At 60.2% G+C, this 18476-nt stretch carries 16 protein-coding genes and 1 pseudogene; 14 read left to right on the top strand and 3 right to left on the bottom strand.

The annotated features are described in order from the left end of the window. Window positions 1–204 (top strand): EAL domain-containing protein (locus ACT4OC_RS13925; RefSeq protein ID WP_444839569.1); only part of this gene is annotated, 204 nt, incomplete at its 5' end. A gap of 419 nt (window positions 205–623) precedes the next feature. Here ACT4OC_RS13925 and ACT4OC_RS13920 read toward each other — a convergent pair. Then, window positions 624–839: a hypothetical protein gene (locus ACT4OC_RS13920; protein ID WP_444839568.1), complete on the bottom strand. Its 216-nt coding sequence runs from the start codon at window positions 837–839 to the stop codon at window positions 624–626. Between the two features lie 446 nt (window positions 840–1285). After that, window positions 1286–1591, bottom strand: a complete 306-nt coding sequence (locus ACT4OC_RS13915) for an SWIM zinc finger family protein (protein WP_444839567.1) — start codon at window positions 1589–1591, stop codon at window positions 1286–1288. 209 nt (window positions 1592–1800) lie between these two features. Between ACT4OC_RS13915 and ACT4OC_RS13910 the strand changes: the two genes are divergently transcribed. Both ACT4OC_RS13910 and ACT4OC_RS13905 read left to right on the top strand, forming a co-directional pair. Beyond that, a complete protein-coding gene (locus tag ACT4OC_RS13910) occupies window positions 1801–2919 on the top strand; it encodes an IS630 family transposase (protein WP_444839566.1) in 1119 nt (372 codons plus the stop codon). Between the two features lie 392 nt (window positions 2920–3311). Then, window positions 3312–3742, top strand: a pseudogene (locus ACT4OC_RS13905) (transposase); the annotation flags it as partial. Window positions 3743–3796: 54 nt separating this feature from the next. Here the strand turns inward: ACT4OC_RS13905 and ACT4OC_RS13900 are convergent. Further along, window positions 3797–4696 (bottom strand): hypothetical protein, encoded by a 900-nt coding sequence (locus ACT4OC_RS13900; protein WP_444839565.1) that lies wholly within the window; start codon window positions 4694–4696, stop codon window positions 3797–3799. A 58-nt stretch (window positions 4697–4754) separates the two neighbouring features. Here ACT4OC_RS13900 and ACT4OC_RS13895 point away from each other — a divergent pair, with 58 nt between their 5' ends. The 11 genes from ACT4OC_RS13895 (at window position 4755) to ACT4OC_RS13845 (ending at window position 18275) form a co-directional block, all read left to right on the top strand. Further along, window positions 4755–5549, top strand: a complete 795-nt coding sequence (locus ACT4OC_RS13895) for an IclR family transcriptional regulator (RefSeq protein ID WP_444839564.1) — start codon at window positions 4755–4757, stop codon at window positions 5547–5549. A gap of 58 nt (window positions 5550–5607) precedes the next feature. Continuing rightward, complete coding sequence (locus ACT4OC_RS13890; RefSeq protein WP_444839563.1) at window positions 5608–7335, top strand: thiamine pyrophosphate-binding protein; 1728 nt, start codon at window positions 5608–5610, stop codon at window positions 7333–7335. A gap of 43 nt (window positions 7336–7378) precedes the next feature. Beyond that, window positions 7379–8161 (top strand): SDR family NAD(P)-dependent oxidoreductase, encoded by a 783-nt coding sequence (locus ACT4OC_RS13885; RefSeq protein ID WP_444839574.1) that lies wholly within the window; start codon window positions 7379–7381, stop codon window positions 8159–8161. Window positions 8162–8208: 47 nt separating this feature from the next. Continuing rightward, window positions 8209–9228, top strand: coding sequence for a TRAP transporter substrate-binding protein (locus ACT4OC_RS13880; protein ID WP_444839573.1), 1020 nt, complete (start codon window positions 8209–8211; stop codon window positions 9226–9228). Window positions 9229–9233: 5 nt separating this feature from the next. Next, complete coding sequence (locus ACT4OC_RS13875) at window positions 9234–11129, top strand: TRAP transporter large permease (RefSeq protein WP_444839562.1); 1896 nt, start codon at window positions 9234–9236, stop codon at window positions 11127–11129. Window positions 11130–11343: 214 nt separating this feature from the next. Next, window positions 11344–12354: a cyclase family protein gene (locus ACT4OC_RS13870; protein ID WP_444839561.1), complete on the top strand. Its 1011-nt coding sequence runs from the start codon at window positions 11344–11346 to the stop codon at window positions 12352–12354. A gap of 799 nt (window positions 12355–13153) precedes the next feature. Next, a complete protein-coding gene (locus ACT4OC_RS13865; RefSeq protein ID WP_444839572.1) occupies window positions 13154–13936 on the top strand; it encodes an SDR family NAD(P)-dependent oxidoreductase in 783 nt (260 codons plus the stop codon). A 71-nt stretch (window positions 13937–14007) separates the two neighbouring features. Beyond that, window positions 14008–15012: a thiamine pyrophosphate-dependent dehydrogenase E1 component subunit alpha gene (locus ACT4OC_RS13860; RefSeq protein WP_444839560.1), complete on the top strand. Its 1005-nt coding sequence runs from the start codon at window positions 14008–14010 to the stop codon at window positions 15010–15012. Beyond that, window positions 15009–16034: an alpha-ketoacid dehydrogenase subunit beta gene (locus ACT4OC_RS13855; RefSeq protein WP_444839559.1), complete on the top strand. Its 1026-nt coding sequence runs from the start codon at window positions 15009–15011 to the stop codon at window positions 16032–16034. Before ACT4OC_RS13860 ends, ACT4OC_RS13855 begins: the two co-directional genes overlap by 4 nt. Before the next feature lie 197 nt (window positions 16035–16231). Then, window positions 16232–17194: a hypothetical protein gene (locus ACT4OC_RS13850; RefSeq protein WP_444839558.1), complete on the top strand. Its 963-nt coding sequence runs from the start codon at window positions 16232–16234 to the stop codon at window positions 17192–17194. 13 nt (window positions 17195–17207) lie between these two features. Further along, window positions 17208–18275: a cyclase family protein gene (locus ACT4OC_RS13845; RefSeq protein ID WP_444839557.1), complete on the top strand. Its 1068-nt coding sequence runs from the start codon at window positions 17208–17210 to the stop codon at window positions 18273–18275. Window positions 18276–18476: the final 201 nt, after the last annotated feature.

Genomic DNA, 18476 nt, shown 5'->3' with positions numbered 1-18476 from the left:
ACCACGACAGCGGAAGGCATCGAAACGGAGCAGCAGCGAGAAATCGCCAAGGCATCGGGTTGTAACGAAATGCAGGGCTATCTCTTCAGCCGGCCGATAGCCGTCCAGGACCTCCGACAGTTGCTTTTTCGAAAGGCAGCGCGCGTGGAAGCTTCAATGGAAGGCTCGACGCTTGCTAACCATTGCTTGGCCGGGCTAGGCTAATAGCACCGATCGTCCTTAGCGCCGGTGTTGACGCAAAGGACGTCGATGCGGCTGGCGAAGCGATCGCGAAGCGCAGTGCGCAGCGTCGCCCCCAACATTGGCGAAACGAGAGAGGCGCCGTCTTAAGCGGTCGGCTACTTTCCGATGTTGAGGAGATTTGCAAGCGCGGTAACCAACCGTGCCTCCGCAAAGGGCTTCGATATCAGGATACTGTTCGGAACGCCCAGTGACACCCAGTCCTCTGCGGGCGCACCAGTCACGTAGATGACAGGGAAGGGGGCTCCAGCCTAAGAAGCCTCGATCAAATGGGCAGTCCTGCCGTCTGTAGCAGGCGGTTTAGTCGTCTCGCACTGAAGTCCATGCAACGCATAAATTTTCGCCGATCCGCGCCTGCGCGCTGTTCTGCGCCGAGGGAGCGTTCACGACCGGCGTAGCTTCTCGGCGCGCTTGCGCACGATTTCGGCGGCGCGCGCCAGCACAGCATCATAGTCCTCCAGGCTGAGGTGGCCGATCATTTCCTCGATGCCATCATGGGCGTCGATATCGAAATCCGGGCGCGCAATCTGCGTTGCGAAGTTCTCAAGCTGCTGCGGCGTGATTTTCGTCCGTCCCTGTATGGTCCTACGTAGATGCATTGGGATTACGGCTTGGGCCGGGGCGATCGTCCCACGTCACATACCCGCACCTTCTGCAACGGAACATTGTCACTGTTCCGCAAGTGCGCGGGTCGAACATCTCGGTAATAATCAGCTCGCTGCTTACGTAACAGCGCCCACAATTGGGTAAAGATGCTGCTGCTTTATCGATGTCGGGCATGGCCGCCACGTAGAACTGCCGACGCGCCGAGAAGCATAACATAGCTCTCGGCCGGATGGCAGCCACCTTCGACCTTGTCATCGTCCCCCTCACGCCGCGCCTTTTGTCGACGGCGGCGGTTCCCGACGCACGACCAAACAGGTCACCGTCTTGCAGGTCCATTGGTCCGGGAGTTCGTAACCGGCACAATCGGCTTCCTACCTCTTCCCGTTCGCGCCGGCGCAAAGCTGATCGTGCCAGGACTTTGCTCTTTCAGCTTCTCAGATCAGCACGGCACCGCTCGCCAGAACGCGCCTAGCCTTTGCTGAAGCGCATCCAAGTGAACCTTCGCGAGATTGGCCGCCTCACCCGCACCGTTCATATCGAACTTGATCGCGACGGCTGCGATGTGCCGGCATACGATGGGGTTCAAGAAGTCCCCACATGTGCAGCTCAGTCGGCCTCGATCTTTGGTCACGGTGTTGTTGCCGGGGAAGATGAAGGCGCCGCGCTCTTCGTCGTGCAAGATATGCCCCTGCGACAGCTTCAACGCCATGTCGAACGTGAATGCTTGATGGGCGAGGTCCGTCATAGGTGCGCCTCGTCGCAATATCTTCGACATGCAATAAGTTGCATGTTCTCCCTCCCAAATGGTGTAGTTGTGGCGTAGGTGAATGCACCTTGCGCCGTTCGCCGTCAAGGCGTTCTAGTGTCCCGAGTCACAAGTTCGCAATCGTAGATTCGCAATAGATTCGCGTCGCTGTGCCAGAGGTGACGGCTGCAACAGCGACGGAGGATCTGATGGCGGCTCGGCAACTTGTGCCCCTGATATTGAGCGATGATGAGCGTGCCGAACTGCAGTCGCTGACGATGCGGCGAAAGACGGCGCAGGCGCTGGCCGTGAGAGCCCGGATCGTGCTGACCTGCGCGGAAGGCGGTCAGAACAAGGAAGTGGCGGCCAAGCTGGGCCTGGACCGGCAGACCGTGGGCAAGTGGCGGCGGCGTTTTGTGGAGCGGCGCGTGGCCGGGCTGCACGACGAGCCGCGCTCGGGGGCGCCGCGCACGATTGACGATGGCCGTGTCGAAGCCGTGATCGTGCGGACGCTGGAAAGCTGCCCCGAAAACGCCACCCATTGGAGTTCTCGCGGCATGGCGAAGGCCAGCGGCCTATCGGTGTCGACGGTGCAACGCATCTGGCGGGCCTTCGGGCTTCAGCCGCACCGGCTGGAGACGTTCAAGCTCTCGACCGATCCAAACTTCGTGGCCAAGGTGCGCGACGTCGTCGGCCTTTACGTGTCGCCGCCGGAGCACGCCATCGTTCTGTGTGTGGACGAAAAGTCCCAAATCCAGGCGCTGGACCGCAGCCAGCCGATGTTGCCGATGCGTCCCGGCCAGCCGGCCCGAAGGAGCCATGACTACAAAAGGCACGGCACCACATCGCTGTTCGCCGCCCTCGACATTGCGACCGGACGGGTCATCGGCAAGTGCTACGGACGGCACCGTGCCGCCGAATTCCGCAAGTTCCTCGACGAGATCGAGGCCGCCGTGCCGCACGAACTCGACGTCCATCTCGTCATGGATAACTACGCCACGCACAAGACCCCGCTGATCCGGCGATGGCTGGCTAAAAGGCCGCGTTGGCATGTGCACCTGACCCCGACCAGTTCGTCATGGCTCAATCAGGTCGAGCGCTTCTTCGCGCTCCTCACCGATAAGAAGATCAGGCGCGGCGTCTATCGCAGTGTCGCCGCCCTCAGGGCGGACATCACCTCGTTCATCGACCGGCACAACGCCGATCCCAAGCCGTTCCGGTGGACCAAGTCCGCCGATGATATCCTTGCTTCCATCGAGCGCTTCTGCCGATACAATGCCCCGGCAGGACACAACGCGATGTTGCGGACTTCTGGTTCAGGACACTAGCTTGTTTCCGCCCTTGCGCTGTTCATCGCGCCGCGCACAACGAAGGGCCGAGATTGGTCGATGCCGGCCTCGGCATAGCAATTGCCGGTGGTCGCTAGGGGGGGCCGGGGACTGCTAATCTAACAGCCGGGCTTTCGTTTCGAACATTGGGCTTGCGATTTCGACGACATCGAAAAGGTCCTCGAATAGCCTTTCGCTTTCTTGTCCCTCACGCTTGACGCCACCCCGGGACCCCGGGTCGTGTCCCCGGTGGTGGTGTAGCTCGGTAGAGCAAAGCCGCCCGGACACGCGCTCCCAATAGCGCCGTAGCGGGCGGGCGGCTTTGCGGTGGTCACCGCCAGTTCTCCGGTAGGACCGGGTTGCGACACGCCAACGCAACCGAGGAACAACCGATGACCGACGACATGATGAACCTGCGCACGCTCGTGGAGAGACCCCTGATGCCGATCTGTTGCGCGAGATGATCGGCTTTGCCGCCCAGCGGCTGATGGAGTTGGAGGTCGAAAGCCAGGCCGGGGCAGCCTACGGCGAGAAGAATCCAGAGCGTCTGGCGCAGCGCAACGGCTACCGCGACCGGGTCTGGGAGACCCGCGCCGGCACGGTCGAGCTTCGCATCCCCAAGCTGCGCAAGGGCTCGTACTTCCCCGGCTTCCTGGAGCCACGCCGCATGGCCGAGAAGGCGCTCACCGCCGTGGTGCAGGAAGCCTATGTACAGGGCGTTTCGACCCGTTCGGTGGACGACCTCGTGCAGGCGATGGGCATGAGTGGCATCTCCAAGAGCCAAGTGAGCCGGCTCAACGAGGAAGTCGATCGCAAACTGGACGACTGCCTCCCTTCCCGCTACCGGATCCAGCGTAGACCCTGGGGTGGGCTCCAGTTAGGGAGCTGGCGAGGGCTCTCTCCGTGCCCATCGCTCGATAACTTCGCGCGCCGTTTCTCCGACAACGGCGCCTCTGTCCCGTGCGATCCGATTGACCGCCGAAACAATACCGTCAACCAGAGTTGAGCGTGCCTCGCCGATCCGTGCCGAAGAGGCAGTCACCGTAAACCCCGCGATACCTCGATCGTCCAATGGGGCTAGCCGGGTCCTGCCGGCGCCATCGATTCCGCCGCCGGCGTCATTGAAAATGGCTGCATAGGCGGCAACTTGAATTGCTTTGGCGGGATCGCCGCCGACGAGCCCGCCATGTGAGCCCGTCACCACGATAGCGCCAATATCATTGGTCTTGTTCACGAGTGACGCGGAGTCGATCAAGACGATGCGCCGTCGCTGCCCCGGCAGTTCAAACTCCGATCGTAATTCGTGGACGGGGTTGCAGCGAATATCGATCAACGGCGCTTGTTCGAGCCGCCCTGCGGCCTCGGCGCAAGATTGCTCCACCAGAACGCCGCAGGCCTGTGCAACCGCATTCGCATGACTGATGCGGCCTCGTAACGCCATGTCTTCCGCATCGCCGATCCTGCAACTGAGGTAGGATGCTGTTGCGGCGGCAATTCCCAAACATTCCAGATCGCGGAGCGCCGCAATGCCAGCGCCATCCATTCCAATCCCGGCGTCGTTAAAGATTGCCGCCCGTACGCCGGCAGTCGCGGCAAGAACGCCGGGATAGCGCCCCCCATGCGACCCGGTAATCAGGACAGCCCCCTTCACTTCGGGAGAAAGGTTCGTGATCGATGCGGCGAGACGTGGAGGCATATGGCGGATTTTCCCGACAGCGAGGCCAAAAGGGGGCGGTTCAAAGAAACTTGTAGACAGCGTTCCGAATATGTGAAACATTCATGACATAAATCGGAACAAGATCCGAGCAAAAATATGTCCGAAGGGAGGGCGGGGGTTGCAAGACGCTTCTGTCAAACAAGACGCATCCGTCAAAACGGTAGACCGGGTTGTTTGGATCCTTCGGCTCTTGTCGCGCGCCGATGCCCACGGCGTATCGCTTTCCGAGCTCTGCGCGGCCACGCAACTTCGTAAAACCACGGCGCACAGGATCCTCGGGGCGCTGGTTGAATCGGGGCTGCTCTTTCAGGATATAGGCACGCGAAACTACCGGCTTGGATTCGCGGCGGCGGCGCTGGGGCGCTCAGCGCTCGAACAGGACGTGGCAGGCGCCGCGCGCCTTTCGCTGGTGCGAATAGCGCAGCGCAGCTGTGACACTGTCTTCGCCTCGGTTCGCGAGGGGACGGCGGCAATTTGTGTGGCCCGCGAGGTCGGTTCGTTCCCCATCCGTACGCTGACACTCGACGTCGGGGACCGCCGGCCGCTCGGCGTCGGGGCTGGAAGCTTGGCACTCCTCGCCTTCAATCCAGATTCGAACGTAAAAGATATCATTAAACGGAATGATGCCTGGTTGGCGGACTTTCAGCGTTTCACCCCCGGTGAGCTCTGGCACCTCGTCGAGCGGACCCGAAAGGCCGGTTACGCCCTTAACGAGGGACGTATCGTTTCAGGGATGAGCGCGATCGGAGTTCCGATCCTTGATAATCGGGGGCAGTTGATCGCCTCGCTCAGTCTTGCGGCGATCAAGGACCGTATGGGGCCTGAGCGCATTCCGGAACTCGTGCAGCTCTTGAAGGATGAGGCGCAAGCCATCGCCGACATGCTGCAGCCTGCCCGAATGGCTGCCGAATAATGACGGCGTGGCGGCAACCGGCCCTATCCAGATTTGTCCTTTGCCATTGGAGTATTTGATGAGCACCAACGAAATATCCGGCGGCGAAGCCATCGCCCGAATGATCAAAGCCTTTGACGGCGGACCGATGTTCGGAATGGGCGGTTTTCAGCTGCTGCCATTCTACGATGCGGCGCGCCGGCTCGAGCTGCAGCATTACTTGATCAATGACGAGCGCGCCGGTGTCTTTGCCGCCGATGCTTATGCAAAGGCGTCCGGCCGTGTCGGTCTTGTCGACGCGACGCTCGGACCAGGTGCAACCAATCTCGTCACCGGTTTAGTTGAAGCCTTGAATGCCGGGACACCCTTGGTCGTGCTGGTGGGCGATACGCATCGGGACCACTCCTGGAAGAATATGACTCAGGAGAGTCGCCAAATTGAGATTCTGCGCCCTGCCTGCAAGGAGCTGATCCGGGTCGAGGCGATCCATCGTATTCCTGAACTGATGCGCCGCGCCTTTGCGATAGCGACGACCGGCCGTCCTGGGCCTGTCGTCGTCGATGTCCCGGAAGACATCTGCCATGCGACCTACGGCTTCGACGAAAGCGACTTTACTGCCAATCCCTCGCATCAGGAGGTGCCCGCCCTTCGCTGCCGTCCTAATGGAAGGGCCGTCGAGCAAGCGGCTCAGATGATTGCGGAAGCCGAACGCCCGATCCTGCTCGCCGGTGGCGGGATCCATATCAGCGGCGCTGCAGATGCGCTGACGGCATTCGCCCACAGCATCAATATGCCGGTCGCCCACACCCTGACAGGCAAAGGCGCGATCCCCTGTACGGATCCGTTGAGCGCTGGGCTGTTCGGCCGCTATGATCGGATTGCAAATTCACTGATCGAAGCTGCCGATCTCGTCCTCGTGATCGGCTGCAAACTCGGGGAAATCGCGACCAAGCGATATACTGTTCCTGGATCGGGAAAAAATCTGATCCATTTGGAAATTGTGCCAGAAGAGTTTGGTCGAACCATCGAGCCGGCTCTGACGCTTTGGGGTGATGCCCTGCTCGGTCTGCAAGATCTTCAGGCGGCACTTGCTGAGCGCTCGACCGAGATCAAGGCCCGGCAATCCGGCTATGCGAACGACGTTGCCAAACGTATGGCCAAGTGGCGCTTCGAGACGTCGGAACGTCTCAACTCGGACGAGACGCCGATCAGCATGGCGCGTCTCATGACCGAGATCAATCATGCCTTGCCCGCGAATGGCTTTCTTGTTGCAGATGGCGGCTTTGCTGCTCATTGGGGCGGCCTCTTATTCGACACCAAGCAACCGGGGCGCAGCTTTGTTCCGGACCGCGGCTTTGCCTCCATCGGTTACGGTTTACCGGGAGCGATGGGGGTGGCCTTGGCTGCACAGGGGCGCGCGGTGTTGAGCCTCACCGGCGACGGCGGCTTCAACATGATGCTCGGCGAGCTTGAGACCGCACGCAGAATGCGGCTAAGCTTCACAATCATCGTCGTCAACAATGCGGCATCCGGTTACGTTAAGGCGCTGCAGCATCTCGTCTACGGCCCCGATTCATATCATGCGTCCGACCTTGCTGAAACCAACTACGCGCAGGCGGCCAAGGCGCTCGGCTGTCACGGCATTCGGGTCGAGGAGCCGGGGCAATTGGCCGCAGCTCTCGCCGAGGCCCTCAGCACGGAAGGGCCGACCATCCTCGATGTCGTGGTGACGCGCGATCCCGCCAAGATGCTGCCCGGCGTCGACAACCGCACCGTCAAGATCCAGAAAGGTGACCGCGTTGCCTGAAGCTCAACCTGCAATCCCCGATGCCGCGCCTGGCCTCGGCCGCATGAAAGGCAAGGTCGTGCTGGTGTTCGGTGCCGGATCATCCGGGCCAGGATGGGGCAACGGCAAAGCCGCCGCGGTCCTCTACGCTCGGGAAGGAGCAGCTGTTGTCGCTGCCGATATCAATCTGCAAGCAGCAGAAGAAACTTGCGAGATTATCCGTCGTGAAGGCGGTGTTTGTGAAGCATATCACGCCGACGTTACCTCGTCGGAGGCTATCAAGGCTGTGGTCGGGAAAACCGATGAACTCTATCGAAGGATCGATGTCCTGCACAATAACGTCGGCATCACCGGCATGGGAGATGTCACGGAGGTAACTGAAGAAAGCTGGCGCAGGGTCATCGATACCAATCTGACGAGCGTATTTCTAACATGCAAGCACGTTATCCCGACGATGCAGAAACAAAAGCAGGGCGCTATTGTCAACATTTCCTCGCTCGCCTCCATCCAGATAAACCAATATCCCTACCTGTCTTATTATGCTGCAAAGTCGGGACTGAACCACTTCACCCGCGCCATTGCGGCGCAATATGCGCCAGACGGCATCCGTGCAAATGCAGTGCTGCCCGGCGTTATGAACACGCCGCTCATCCACAAGCAGATCGCCGGTCAACACGAGGATCAGGCGGCGATGCTGCGCGCGCGCAACGCGGCCAGTCCGATGGGACATATGGGCGATGCATGGGACGTCGCTTATGCAGCGCTATTTCTCGCGTCCGATGAAGCCAAATACATTACCGGCGTTTGCCTACCCGTCGATGGTGGGAAGAGCTGCGTCGGTCGTTGAACGAAAAAAAGATCGCCTTTCATTCGATCAAACACAGGAGGAAACAGATGCTCGGGATGAATCGCCGCAACGTGCTGCTCGCAACCGCCGCCAGCGCTGTCGCTATGCCCTTCCTCAACTTGCGCCATGCCCATGCCGCCCAGTTTACTTACAAATACGCGAGTAATGTCGCGCTGGATCATCCATTGACGCAAGGCGTCGTCAAGGCTGCGGTGCAGATCAAGCAGGAGACTGGCGGACGCGTGGAAATCCAGGTTTTCCCGAACAGTCAGCTCGGGGCTGATATGGATATGCTGACGCAAGTGCGCACCGGCGCGATCGAATTCTACACCATGTCTGGCCTGCTGTTGGCTTCGCTGGTTCCCGTTGCCTCGATCAACGGGATTGGATTTGCCTTTCCCGACTATCCGGATGTTTGGAAGACGATGGATGGCGATCTCGGCGCCCATGTACGTTCCAAGATCGAGAAGGCGAACGTTGTCGTATTCGATAAGATCTGGAACGGAGGATATCGCCAGATCACATCGAGCACCAAGCCGATCAACACGCCCGCCGATCTCAAGGGCTTCAAGATCCGTGTTCCCGTCAGTCCTTTGTGGACGTCGATGTTCAAGGCGCTCGGCGCGGCACCGGCGAGCATCAATTGGGGCGAGGTCTATTCCTCGCTGCAGACCAAGATTGTCGATGGGCAGGAAACGCCACTGGTGAGCATCGAATCGGCCAAGCTCTATGAAGTTCAGAAGTTCTGTTCGATGACCAACCACATGTGGGATGGTTTCTGGTTCCTCGCCAATCGCCGCGCCTGGGACGCCCTTCCGGCAGATCTGCGCGACATCGTCTACAGAAACGTCAATGCGGCGGCGCTTGTGCAACGCGAGGAAGTGACGCGATTAAATGCCGAGCTACGCTCTCAGCTCTCTGCGCGCGGACTGGTTTTCAACGACGCCAATACTGCATCCTTCCAGGACACGTTGCGCCAGGCAGGTTTCTACCAGGAGTGGAAAGCCAAGTACGGCGAGGAGGCTTGGTCGATGCTCGAAACCGGCCTCGGCAAAAAGCTGGCGTAGGCACCATGACAGATCAAACTCTCTCTCGCAGCGCCTCGACCCAAAACGCCATCACCCCGGACGTCCCCAGCTTTGTCGGTGCCTGGGTGATGCCCGTCGAGGTGATGTTGACGACAGTGGTTGAGCTTAGCGTCGCAATCCTTGTCGCGGTCGAAGTTCTGGTTCTTTTTGGCGGGATCGTCGCACGCTACGTATTGCTTTCGCCGTTGCTCTGGTCAGACGAGCTAGCCTCCATCCTGTTCCTTTGGCTGGCGATGCTCGGATCCGCGGTCGCGTTTCACCGTGGCGAGCACATGCGAATGACGGCACTGGTCAATATGATGCCTCCGGTCGTGGCGGCCTTCCTGGAGTTGTTTGCGACCGCTGCGGCTCTGACTTTCTTGATCATCATCTTGCCGTCAAGTTTCGATCTGGTTTTCGAAGAGAGCTATATCCTTACTCCGGCCTTGGAAATCCCAAACTCCTGGCGAGCGGCAGCACTGCCCGTCGGGGCCGTCCTGATGGTCATTTTTGGCTTGTTGAGATTAATGAAAACCAGCGACGTCGCGATGACGGCGTTGACCTTGGGCGCCACCGTTGCAACCGTTATTGCGTTTGTCTTGCTGCAGCCGATGTTTGCCAATCTCGGCAGCTTCAACCTGCTCGTCTTTTTTGTTGGCGTGGTTGCCATGACGGTTTTGGCTGGCGTGCCAATCGCGTTCGCGTTCGGCCTCGCCACCATCGGCTATGTCGCTCTCGCAACGCATGCGCCCATGCTTGTCGTCGTGGGACGGATTAACGAAGGCATGTCGCATCTGATCCTGCTTGCCGTACCGCTCTTCATCTTTCTCGGTATGCTGATCGAAATGACAGGCATGGCGCAAGCCATGGTGCGCTTCCTTGCGAGTATGCTCGGCCACGTGCGCGGGGGCCTGTCCTACGTGCTGGTCGGCGCCATGTATCTGGTTTCCGGCATCTCGGGCGCCAAGGCGGCTGACATGGCAGCTGTAGCGCCAGTTCTATTTCCCGAGATGAAGGCCCGCGGCGCCAAACCGGGCGACCTTGTCGCTCTGCTTTCTGCCACCGGCGCGCAAACCGAGACCGTTCCTCCAAGCCTGGTTCTGATAACGATCGGCTCTGTGACCGGAGTGTCCATTTCGGCGCTGTTCACTGGAGGGCTACTGCCCGGCCTCGTACTCGGCGTTACACTTTGCATCATGGTCGGCTGGCGCTATCGCAATGAAGATCTTTCAAACGTGCGGCGGCCAAGCCGAGCCGAAATCTGGCGATGCTTTCTGGTGGCTATCCCTGCGCTGGCGCTGCCCATCCTCATACGGGCAGCCGTCGTCGAAGGTGTGGCAACCGCCACGGAGGTTTCGACAATCGGAATTCTCTATTCGGCAATAGCCGGTCTTTTTCTCTACCGTCGGTTTGCCTGGTCGCGCCTGATCCCGATGTTGGTCGAATCCGGCGCGCTTTCCGGCTCCATCCTGCTGATCATAGGGGCCGCCACGGCCATGGCCTGGGGGCTCACGCAATCCGGCTTTTCGCAGACTCTGGCGACAACGATGGCGAGCCTTCCGGGCGGCGGAACGACCTTTATCATCGTATCGATCCTGGCGTTTGTCATTCTGGGCAGCGTGCTCGAGGGCATTCCCGCGATCGTGCTGTTCGGACCGCTGCTGTTTCCAATTGCCCGAAATCTGGGTATCCACGAAGTTCACTATGCCATGGTTGTCATACTTGCCATGGGTCTCGGGCTGTTCGCTCCGCCTTTTGGCGTCGGTTACTACGCGGCCTGCGCGATCGGTCGGGTGAAGCCCGACGAAGGCATGCGTCCGATCTGGGGGTATCTGTTCGCGCTCTTGATCGGCTTGATCCTGGTTGCTGCAGTTCCATGGATCTCGACCGGTTTTCTATGACTGTTGATCTGGTCCAAAGACCTGAACGGCATTGCGCCCCAGGCCTCATGGTTTGAGACGCGCGGCCGCAGCCAAGTCTACGCAGGCTGCGTAACCTTGCCTGCGCGCGCCTTGCACGAGGGCTAGGTCCATCTCCTCATCCAGAGGAGCTGCGGACCGGCGTCTCGAAGGATGAGGCCGTGACACCACATTGGTTTGGCTTCGGAGATTGAGGATGCGACGCTGGATAAAACGCCCTCCCGGCTCGAATTGGGGTGACTTCGGCGACGATGATCAACTCGGCCGCCTCAACTTGATTACCGCAGAAAAGGTCCGGCAGGGAGTTGCGGAGGTCAAGGAGGGACGCTCATTCTGCCTCAGCCTTCCCCTCGATTATCCAGGAGGACGCGCGCTCGCTCCGCACAGATTCCCGCCAGAGCTACGGCCGACAGAACGAAACGGAAGACCATTCTTCAACTACAGTTTCATGCACGAAGGCGCCTGCTACTGCGATGTCGGAAGCGACGACGCCGTTCTGCTTTGCACCCAATATTCCACGCAATGGGATAGTCTCGCTCACATCGGCCAGTTGTTTGACGCCGACGGTGATGGTGAGCCGGAGCTGGTTTATTACAATGGCTTTCGCGCCGGCGCTGATGTCATTGAACCGTCGGCCCGCAACGCAGCAAGGCCAGCGACCGCGCTTGGCATCGAGAACATGGCAGCGGCCTGCGTTCAAGGCCGAGGCGTGATGGTGGATCTTTTCCGCTCGTTTGGCCGCGATCGTCATCTCGTCGGATATGACGACCTCATGCAGATCCTTGATGTCGACCATGTTACGGTCGAATCGGGTGACATTCTTTGCCTTCATACCGGCTTCGCCGATCTCGTCCTCGAGATGGGACGCAATCCCGACGCGGCCACGCTTCACCGATCTTGTGCCGCGCTTGACGGGACCGATGAAAGGCTGCTGCGATGGATCAGCGACAGCGATATCGCAGCGATCGCGGCCGACAATTACGCGGTGGAGGCGCTGCCTTCGCGCGGCGATGGGAAACGGCCCTTTGCTCCCTTGCATGCACATTGCTTGTTCAAGCTCGGTATTCATCTCGGCGAACTCTGGCACCTTGGCCCGCTGAACACATGGTTGAGAGATCATGGACGCAATCGTTTCCTGTTGACGGCCCCCCCGCTGCGCCTGCCGGGAGCAGTCGGCTCTCCCGTCACTCCGATCGGAACGGCCTGACACGATGCTTGCCTGAGAGTGCCAATGAAGCAGGCGTTCAACATCTGCACACGCGGCCCGAATGCGCGCGATAGTGAGATGAGTTTGTTGACCGTGATCGCGCTTCTGAGCTGAAGCAAATTAAGACATAATCCCGAAAAACGGGAACCGGTCTTCGGAAAGATCATCCCAAAAGAAGAAAGATACGGCGGTGAGAACGATTCGAAGAAGAGTCATCACGTTCTGGCGCTTTACCGATTCGCGCGAACCGCATCTAAAGAAATAGACAATCCACGAAGAATGACATTGCCGTTTGACGATTGGATCTAGGTGCGCGCCAGCAAGGCGTGCGGACAGACACTTTGCCAGTTGATATGGAATCGCAAAGTACCAACGGCCGACGCCCAAATTTTGATCGATCGTGCCGCTTGCTCGGGCATTTCTCCGCAAAGTTCAGGCAGTGTTCTGTTTTGTGACAACGATGTCGAACGGTTGTCACTCGTCACCACAAACCGGGAGCTAATTCTCTCATGCTCGTTTCTCTCGCATCTGTGCATCTTCATTGATCTTGCATCGATTGCGCCATGGTTGTAGTCAAACAAGAAGACTCCCTAAGCGTGTCACTAAGAGGACACATACGCGGACTACGTTCTCATCAACACGGACGCGTCGATAGAAAAGCTGGAAACGCTCGAGGTGGTTATCCAACAAGGAGACCGCCATGAACTTTGAAGAATCGGGCTTCCCACACGGCCGGGCACGCGCTCCGATCCAGATGTCAGCGACAGGTGCGGCGAAGCCGGTCAGTGCTGCAGCAGGGATGGGCGAAGGTCGCTCGCTATCGGAAACGATAGTTTTGATTACCGGCGCTACCGCCGGCATTGGCGCTGCCTGTGCCCGTCGTTTCGCTGCGCACGGTGCTCGGCTGGTATTGGTCGGGCGACGTGCCGACCGCCTTGATTGCCTGCGGCACGAGCTTGGCGAGTCCGCGCCGATCCACACTCTTGAGCTCGATATTCGGGATCGGTGCGCCGTAACGCGGGGGCTTGCCGAGCTTCCATCGGAATTCGGCGCTCTCGATGTGCTGATCAACAATGCAGGTATTGCACTGGGGCTGGAGCCCGCCCAACGGGGCGACCTCAATGATTGGGCCGCGACCGTTGATACCAACATTATGGGGCTGTTGTATTGCACCCACGCGGCTTTGCCTGGAATGGTCGCACGTAACCGCGGGCATATTGTGAACCTCGGATCAGTGGCCGGCTCTTATCCTTATCCCGGCGGCAACGTCTATTGCGGGACCAAGGCCTTCATCCATCAATTTTCTCTGGCGCTGCGCGCCGATCTGCTCGGCACCAAGGTCCGTGTGACCTGCATCGAGCCGGGCAAGGTCGAGTCAGAGCTCGCCCACGTACGCTTCAAAGGGGACGCGGCCAAGGCTGCCGCGGTCTACGCTGACACCGAACCCATGACCCCCGACGATATCGCCGAAGCGATTCATTGGTGCGTCACGCGGCCCGCGCATCTCAACATCAACACCATCGAATTGATGCCGGTGGATCAAGCGTTTAATCCGCTCGCCGTCCATCGTATACGGAACTAACGCCGGCGGCGTCGGCAACATCTTCGGCAACATGCAGTGCGCTTCACCAACCTGAACGCGGGAGTCGTTCCATGCTCATTACCTTGACCAAGTCGCTACAACAATCTGCGACGGACCGCATGCTCAACCATTATCGGTCGATGGTGCGCATCCGCGCCTTCGAATGCGGGGCCGAAGACCTGGCCGCTGCAGGCAACATTCACGGAATGATCCATTCGGCGGTAGGCCAGGAAGCGGTCGCGGTTGGTGTTTGCGCCAATCTGCGTCGCGATGACCTCGTCACCAGTACACATCGCAACCACCACCATGCATTGGCGAAAGGCGTCGACGCCGAAGCGATGATGGCAGAATTGCTCGGCCGCGCCAGCGGTACCTGCGGCGGTAAGGGCGGTTCAATGCATATCGCCGATTTCGCGGTTGGAATGATTGGTGCCAACGGCGTTGTCGCTGCGAGTGTTGCCATCGCTGCTGGAGCTGCGCAGGCGCTGCGTAGCCGAGGATCGAATGCGATTGCGGTCGCGTTCTTTGGCGACGGCGGTATGAACCGGGGTCAGTGCCTGGAGGCGATGAACTATGCCGCGGTGTTCCAGCTGCCGGTTTTGCTGGTTTGCGAGGATAATGGCTGGGCAGCGACTACCCGCGGCGCGAGCGTAAGCGCCGGGCCTGGCACGGTCAGCCGGGCGAATGCGTTGGGAATCCCGGCAGTATCGGTGGACGGTAACGATGTCGCGGCTGTTGAAGCAGCGACGCACGGACTGGTGCTGGAAATTCGTGCCGGCGGTGGCCCGCGCCTGCTGCATTGTCTGACCTATCGCCTGCGCGGCCATACTTGCGCTGACAAGGCGCTCTACCGAGCCGCCTCCGAACTCGAATTGCGGCAGCACGATGATCCGCTCACGCGCTGCGCCAATCGCCTGGCGGAACTGGGTGTTTCGCAACCAGCCATCGCGGCTGCAAAACAGGAAGAGGAACTGGTGATACAGCGTGCCGTCGAAGCGGCATTGGCCGCGCCATGGCCACCGAGCGCCGATGCATTCCGCGATGTCCAGGATATTGGCGCGGCGGTGTCGCTATGATTACCGTTGTCGAGGCGACGCGGCAGGCGTTGCAGAGCGAGATGCGGCGCGATCCCAGGATCTGGGTACTCGGCGAAGACATCAGGCATGGCGGTGTGTTCGGCCAATATAAGGGGATGATCGACGAATTCGGACCGGACCGGATCGTCGACACGCCGATCGCCGAGGCCACGATGGTGGGCGCTGCGGTCGGCAGCGCACTGGCTGGCAGTCGACCTGTGGTCGAGACGCGGTTTTCGGATTTCGCTCTGTCGGCAATCGACGAACTGGTCAATCAGGCGGCCAAGATTCGTTACATGTTTGGCGGCCAGGGCCGCGTACCCATCGTGGTTCGCATGCCATCGGGGTTGCGCAAGAATTCCGCGGCCCAGCATTCGCAGAGCTTGGAGGCGTGGTTCGCGCATATTCCCGGGCTTGTCGTGACAGCGCCCGCCACGCCAGCCGATGCCAAGGGCCTGCTGCTTGCAGCCCTGCGCAGCGACGATCCCGTCATTCACATGGAGGCCAAGGAACTCTGGCAGGTCGTCGGCGAAGTCCCTGACGGTGAGGAGGCGATCCCTCTCGGCGTAGGCCGATTGGCCCGGCAGGGCACCGATGTGACCATCGTCGCCTGGTCGGCCACGGTGCATGAAGCGATACGCGCTGCCGATATTCTGCAGGGCGCAGGCATCTCAGCTGAAGTGATTGATCTGCGCACCATCTGGCCGTGGGACAAGCGATTGGTTCTCGAATCAGCGGCCCGCACCAAGCGACTGGTGATCGCCCATGAAAGCGTGCGCGATGTGGGTTTCGGCGCCGAAATTGCCGCAACGGTCGGCGAGGAATTGCATGGCACATTGAACTCGCCGATCCGGCGCGTCGCCTCACCGCGCATTCCGGTCGGATATGCGCCAACGCTTGAGAATGTCTACCGCGTCCGGGCGGCCGGGATCGCCCAGACTGTCGCCGAGTTGCTCGGTGCGCAACTCGATTCAAAGGCGCTGCAAGGCACCGGTTTGGAGGCCGCCTTGGAGGCCTACTAGAGCGATGACATGGCCTCATCGAGGCGCCGCTTCGCGGCGCCTCAGGATGCGGGATGGGCTTAACTCTCATGGTGAGGAGCGCGCAGGCGAGTCTACGCAGCTTGCGTCGGCCTGGCTGCGGCCGCGCATCTCGAACCATGAGGCCAAGCAAGCCGATCTCGCTTCAATTCAAGCCGAATACGTATTAGGAGGCCGAAGTGAAGATGCTCGCCTGGCTCGGACAGCACGCGACCGAAGCCCTGATCGCCGGTGTCATCATCGGTTTGATGTTACCGGACTTGGCGGTCGCCCTCCGGGGTTGGCTTTCGCCGTTAGTCTTCGTCTTCACCGCCGCATCCTTTCTCAAGGTTGACGCCAACGCCGTGGCGCGCGCGGCATGGCGCCAGCCTTTGCTGCCGTCGCTGCTGGTCGTATGGTCGCTCGTCGCCGTGCCAATCGTCACGGCTGGCGCCATCTACCTCTTCCATGTGCCAACGGGATTGGCCCAGGCGTTGATCGTTTGGGCGGCCTCACCGTCGATGACCGCGGCTATCGTGTTCGCAGCACTGCTCGGTCTCGATGTTGCCATGGCGATCGCCATATCGACAATCAGCATTGTCGTCATGCCGTTAACGGGGCCGCCTTTGGCAATGTGGCTTGCGGGCATATCGATGGACATCAATGCCTTGACATTGACCGGGCGTATCGCTGCCTTCATCGGCGCCGCGCTTGCGGTAGCCTGGGCGTTGCGCAGTTTGGCCGGCCGGGTCGCTCTCGAGAAGCGGGCGACCGAGATCAACGGGGCGATCATTATACTTCTTGTCTTGTTCGGCATTTCCCTGATGGCTGGCGTCGGCCATCGGATCGTGACCGATCCCAGGCACGTCATGGAATTTGTGATCGCGGCGTTCATTGCCAATCTCGCCACCCAAATCGCCAGCAGCCTGCTTTTCGTCTGGGCCGGTCCCCGGCGCAGCGCAACCGCGGCGCTGCTCTCCGGAAATCGCAACATGTCGGTACTCTGCGCGAATCTGGGGATGGCGTCGACGCCCGATATCATGCTGTTTTTCGCGACCAGCCATATCCCGATCTATGTCTTGCCGTGGATGTTGCGGAAGGTCTATGGCTGGGCGGGCCGCCAATACGGCATTGAACAAAGTGCGAGACTACTCAAGTCCTAGAAGCAGTTTCCGCATGAACCAACGAAAGGTGTTTGCGACCATGGATGTGAATACGACACAACAGTCCACGACACGCCGATGGGCTAAGCGGCCGCCGGGTTCCAATTGGGGCGACTTCGGCGACGACGACCAGATCGGTCGATTGAACCTGCTGACGCCGCAGAAGGTCCGTCAGGCGATTGCCGAGGTGCAAGAAGGCCGCGTGTTCTGCCTCAGCCTTCCGCTCGACTACCCGGGGGGCAACGTTTTGGCACCCCACCGGTTTCCTCCACAGCTACGGCCGACGGAGCGGCACGGACAGAGTTTTTTCAACTATTCGTTCAATCGCGAGGGCACCGACTACTGCGACGCCGGCTGCGATGACGCCGTTCTCCTCTGTACGCAATATTCAACGCAGTGGGACAGCCTCGCTCATATCGGCCAGGTGTTTGATGCTGACGGCGATGGCGTAGCCGAGCTGGTCTATTACAACGGATATCGTGCCGGAATCGATGTGTGCGCGCCTTCCGAGCGACATGATGGCAAGGCGATGGCGATCGGTATCGAGAACATGGCGGCGACCGGAATGCAGGGACGCGGAGTGATGGTTGATCTTGAGCGGCATTTCGGCCGGTCGCGCCGGCTCGTCGGTTATGACGACCTGATGCGGGTTATGGACACTGACCGCGTCGGCTTCGAGCCCGGTGATGTGCTGTGCCTTCATACCGGCTTTTCGACCATGGTGCTGGCAATGCAACGCCAACCCGAGGCAGAGACATTACGCAATGCCTGTGCGGTGCTCGACGGAACTGACGAGCGTCTATTACAATGGATCACCGATAGCGGCGTGGTGGCGATTGCTGCCGACAACTATGCCGTGGAAGCAATCCCTCCGCGCAACGCGACCGGGCCACGGCCCTTCGTCCCACTGCACGGGCATTGCTTGTTTAAGCTCGGCATCCATCTCGGTGAATTGTGGTATTTTGACAAACTGAATGCATGGTTGAAATCGCATCATCGCAGCCGCTTCCTTCTCACCGCGCCGCCGCTACGGTTGCCAGGCGCGGTTGGCTCGCCGGTAACACCGGTCGCGACGGTATGACCCGTCGCACTACCCAGCAACATTCGGGAGCAGGCCGGCATCCGGCGGCGCCAGAATGGTCACACCCGTGCATCTGAAATGCGATTATCTGACGGCCGCGGACTCTACCCCGGCGACCGGTCCATGTGCGATCTGCTGGCGAACCTCCCACCCGCGCGCGAATACGCGCACAGCCACGGCGGCCAGCGGCGGACCATCGAT

The sequence above is a fragment of the Bradyrhizobium sp. genome (assembly GCF_052389815.1).
GTDB lineage: Bacteria > Pseudomonadota > Alphaproteobacteria > Rhizobiales > Xanthobacteraceae > Bradyrhizobium.
The sequence above is the reverse complement of the archived record's forward strand: the minus strand, read 5'-3'. Positions and strand labels throughout refer to the sequence as shown.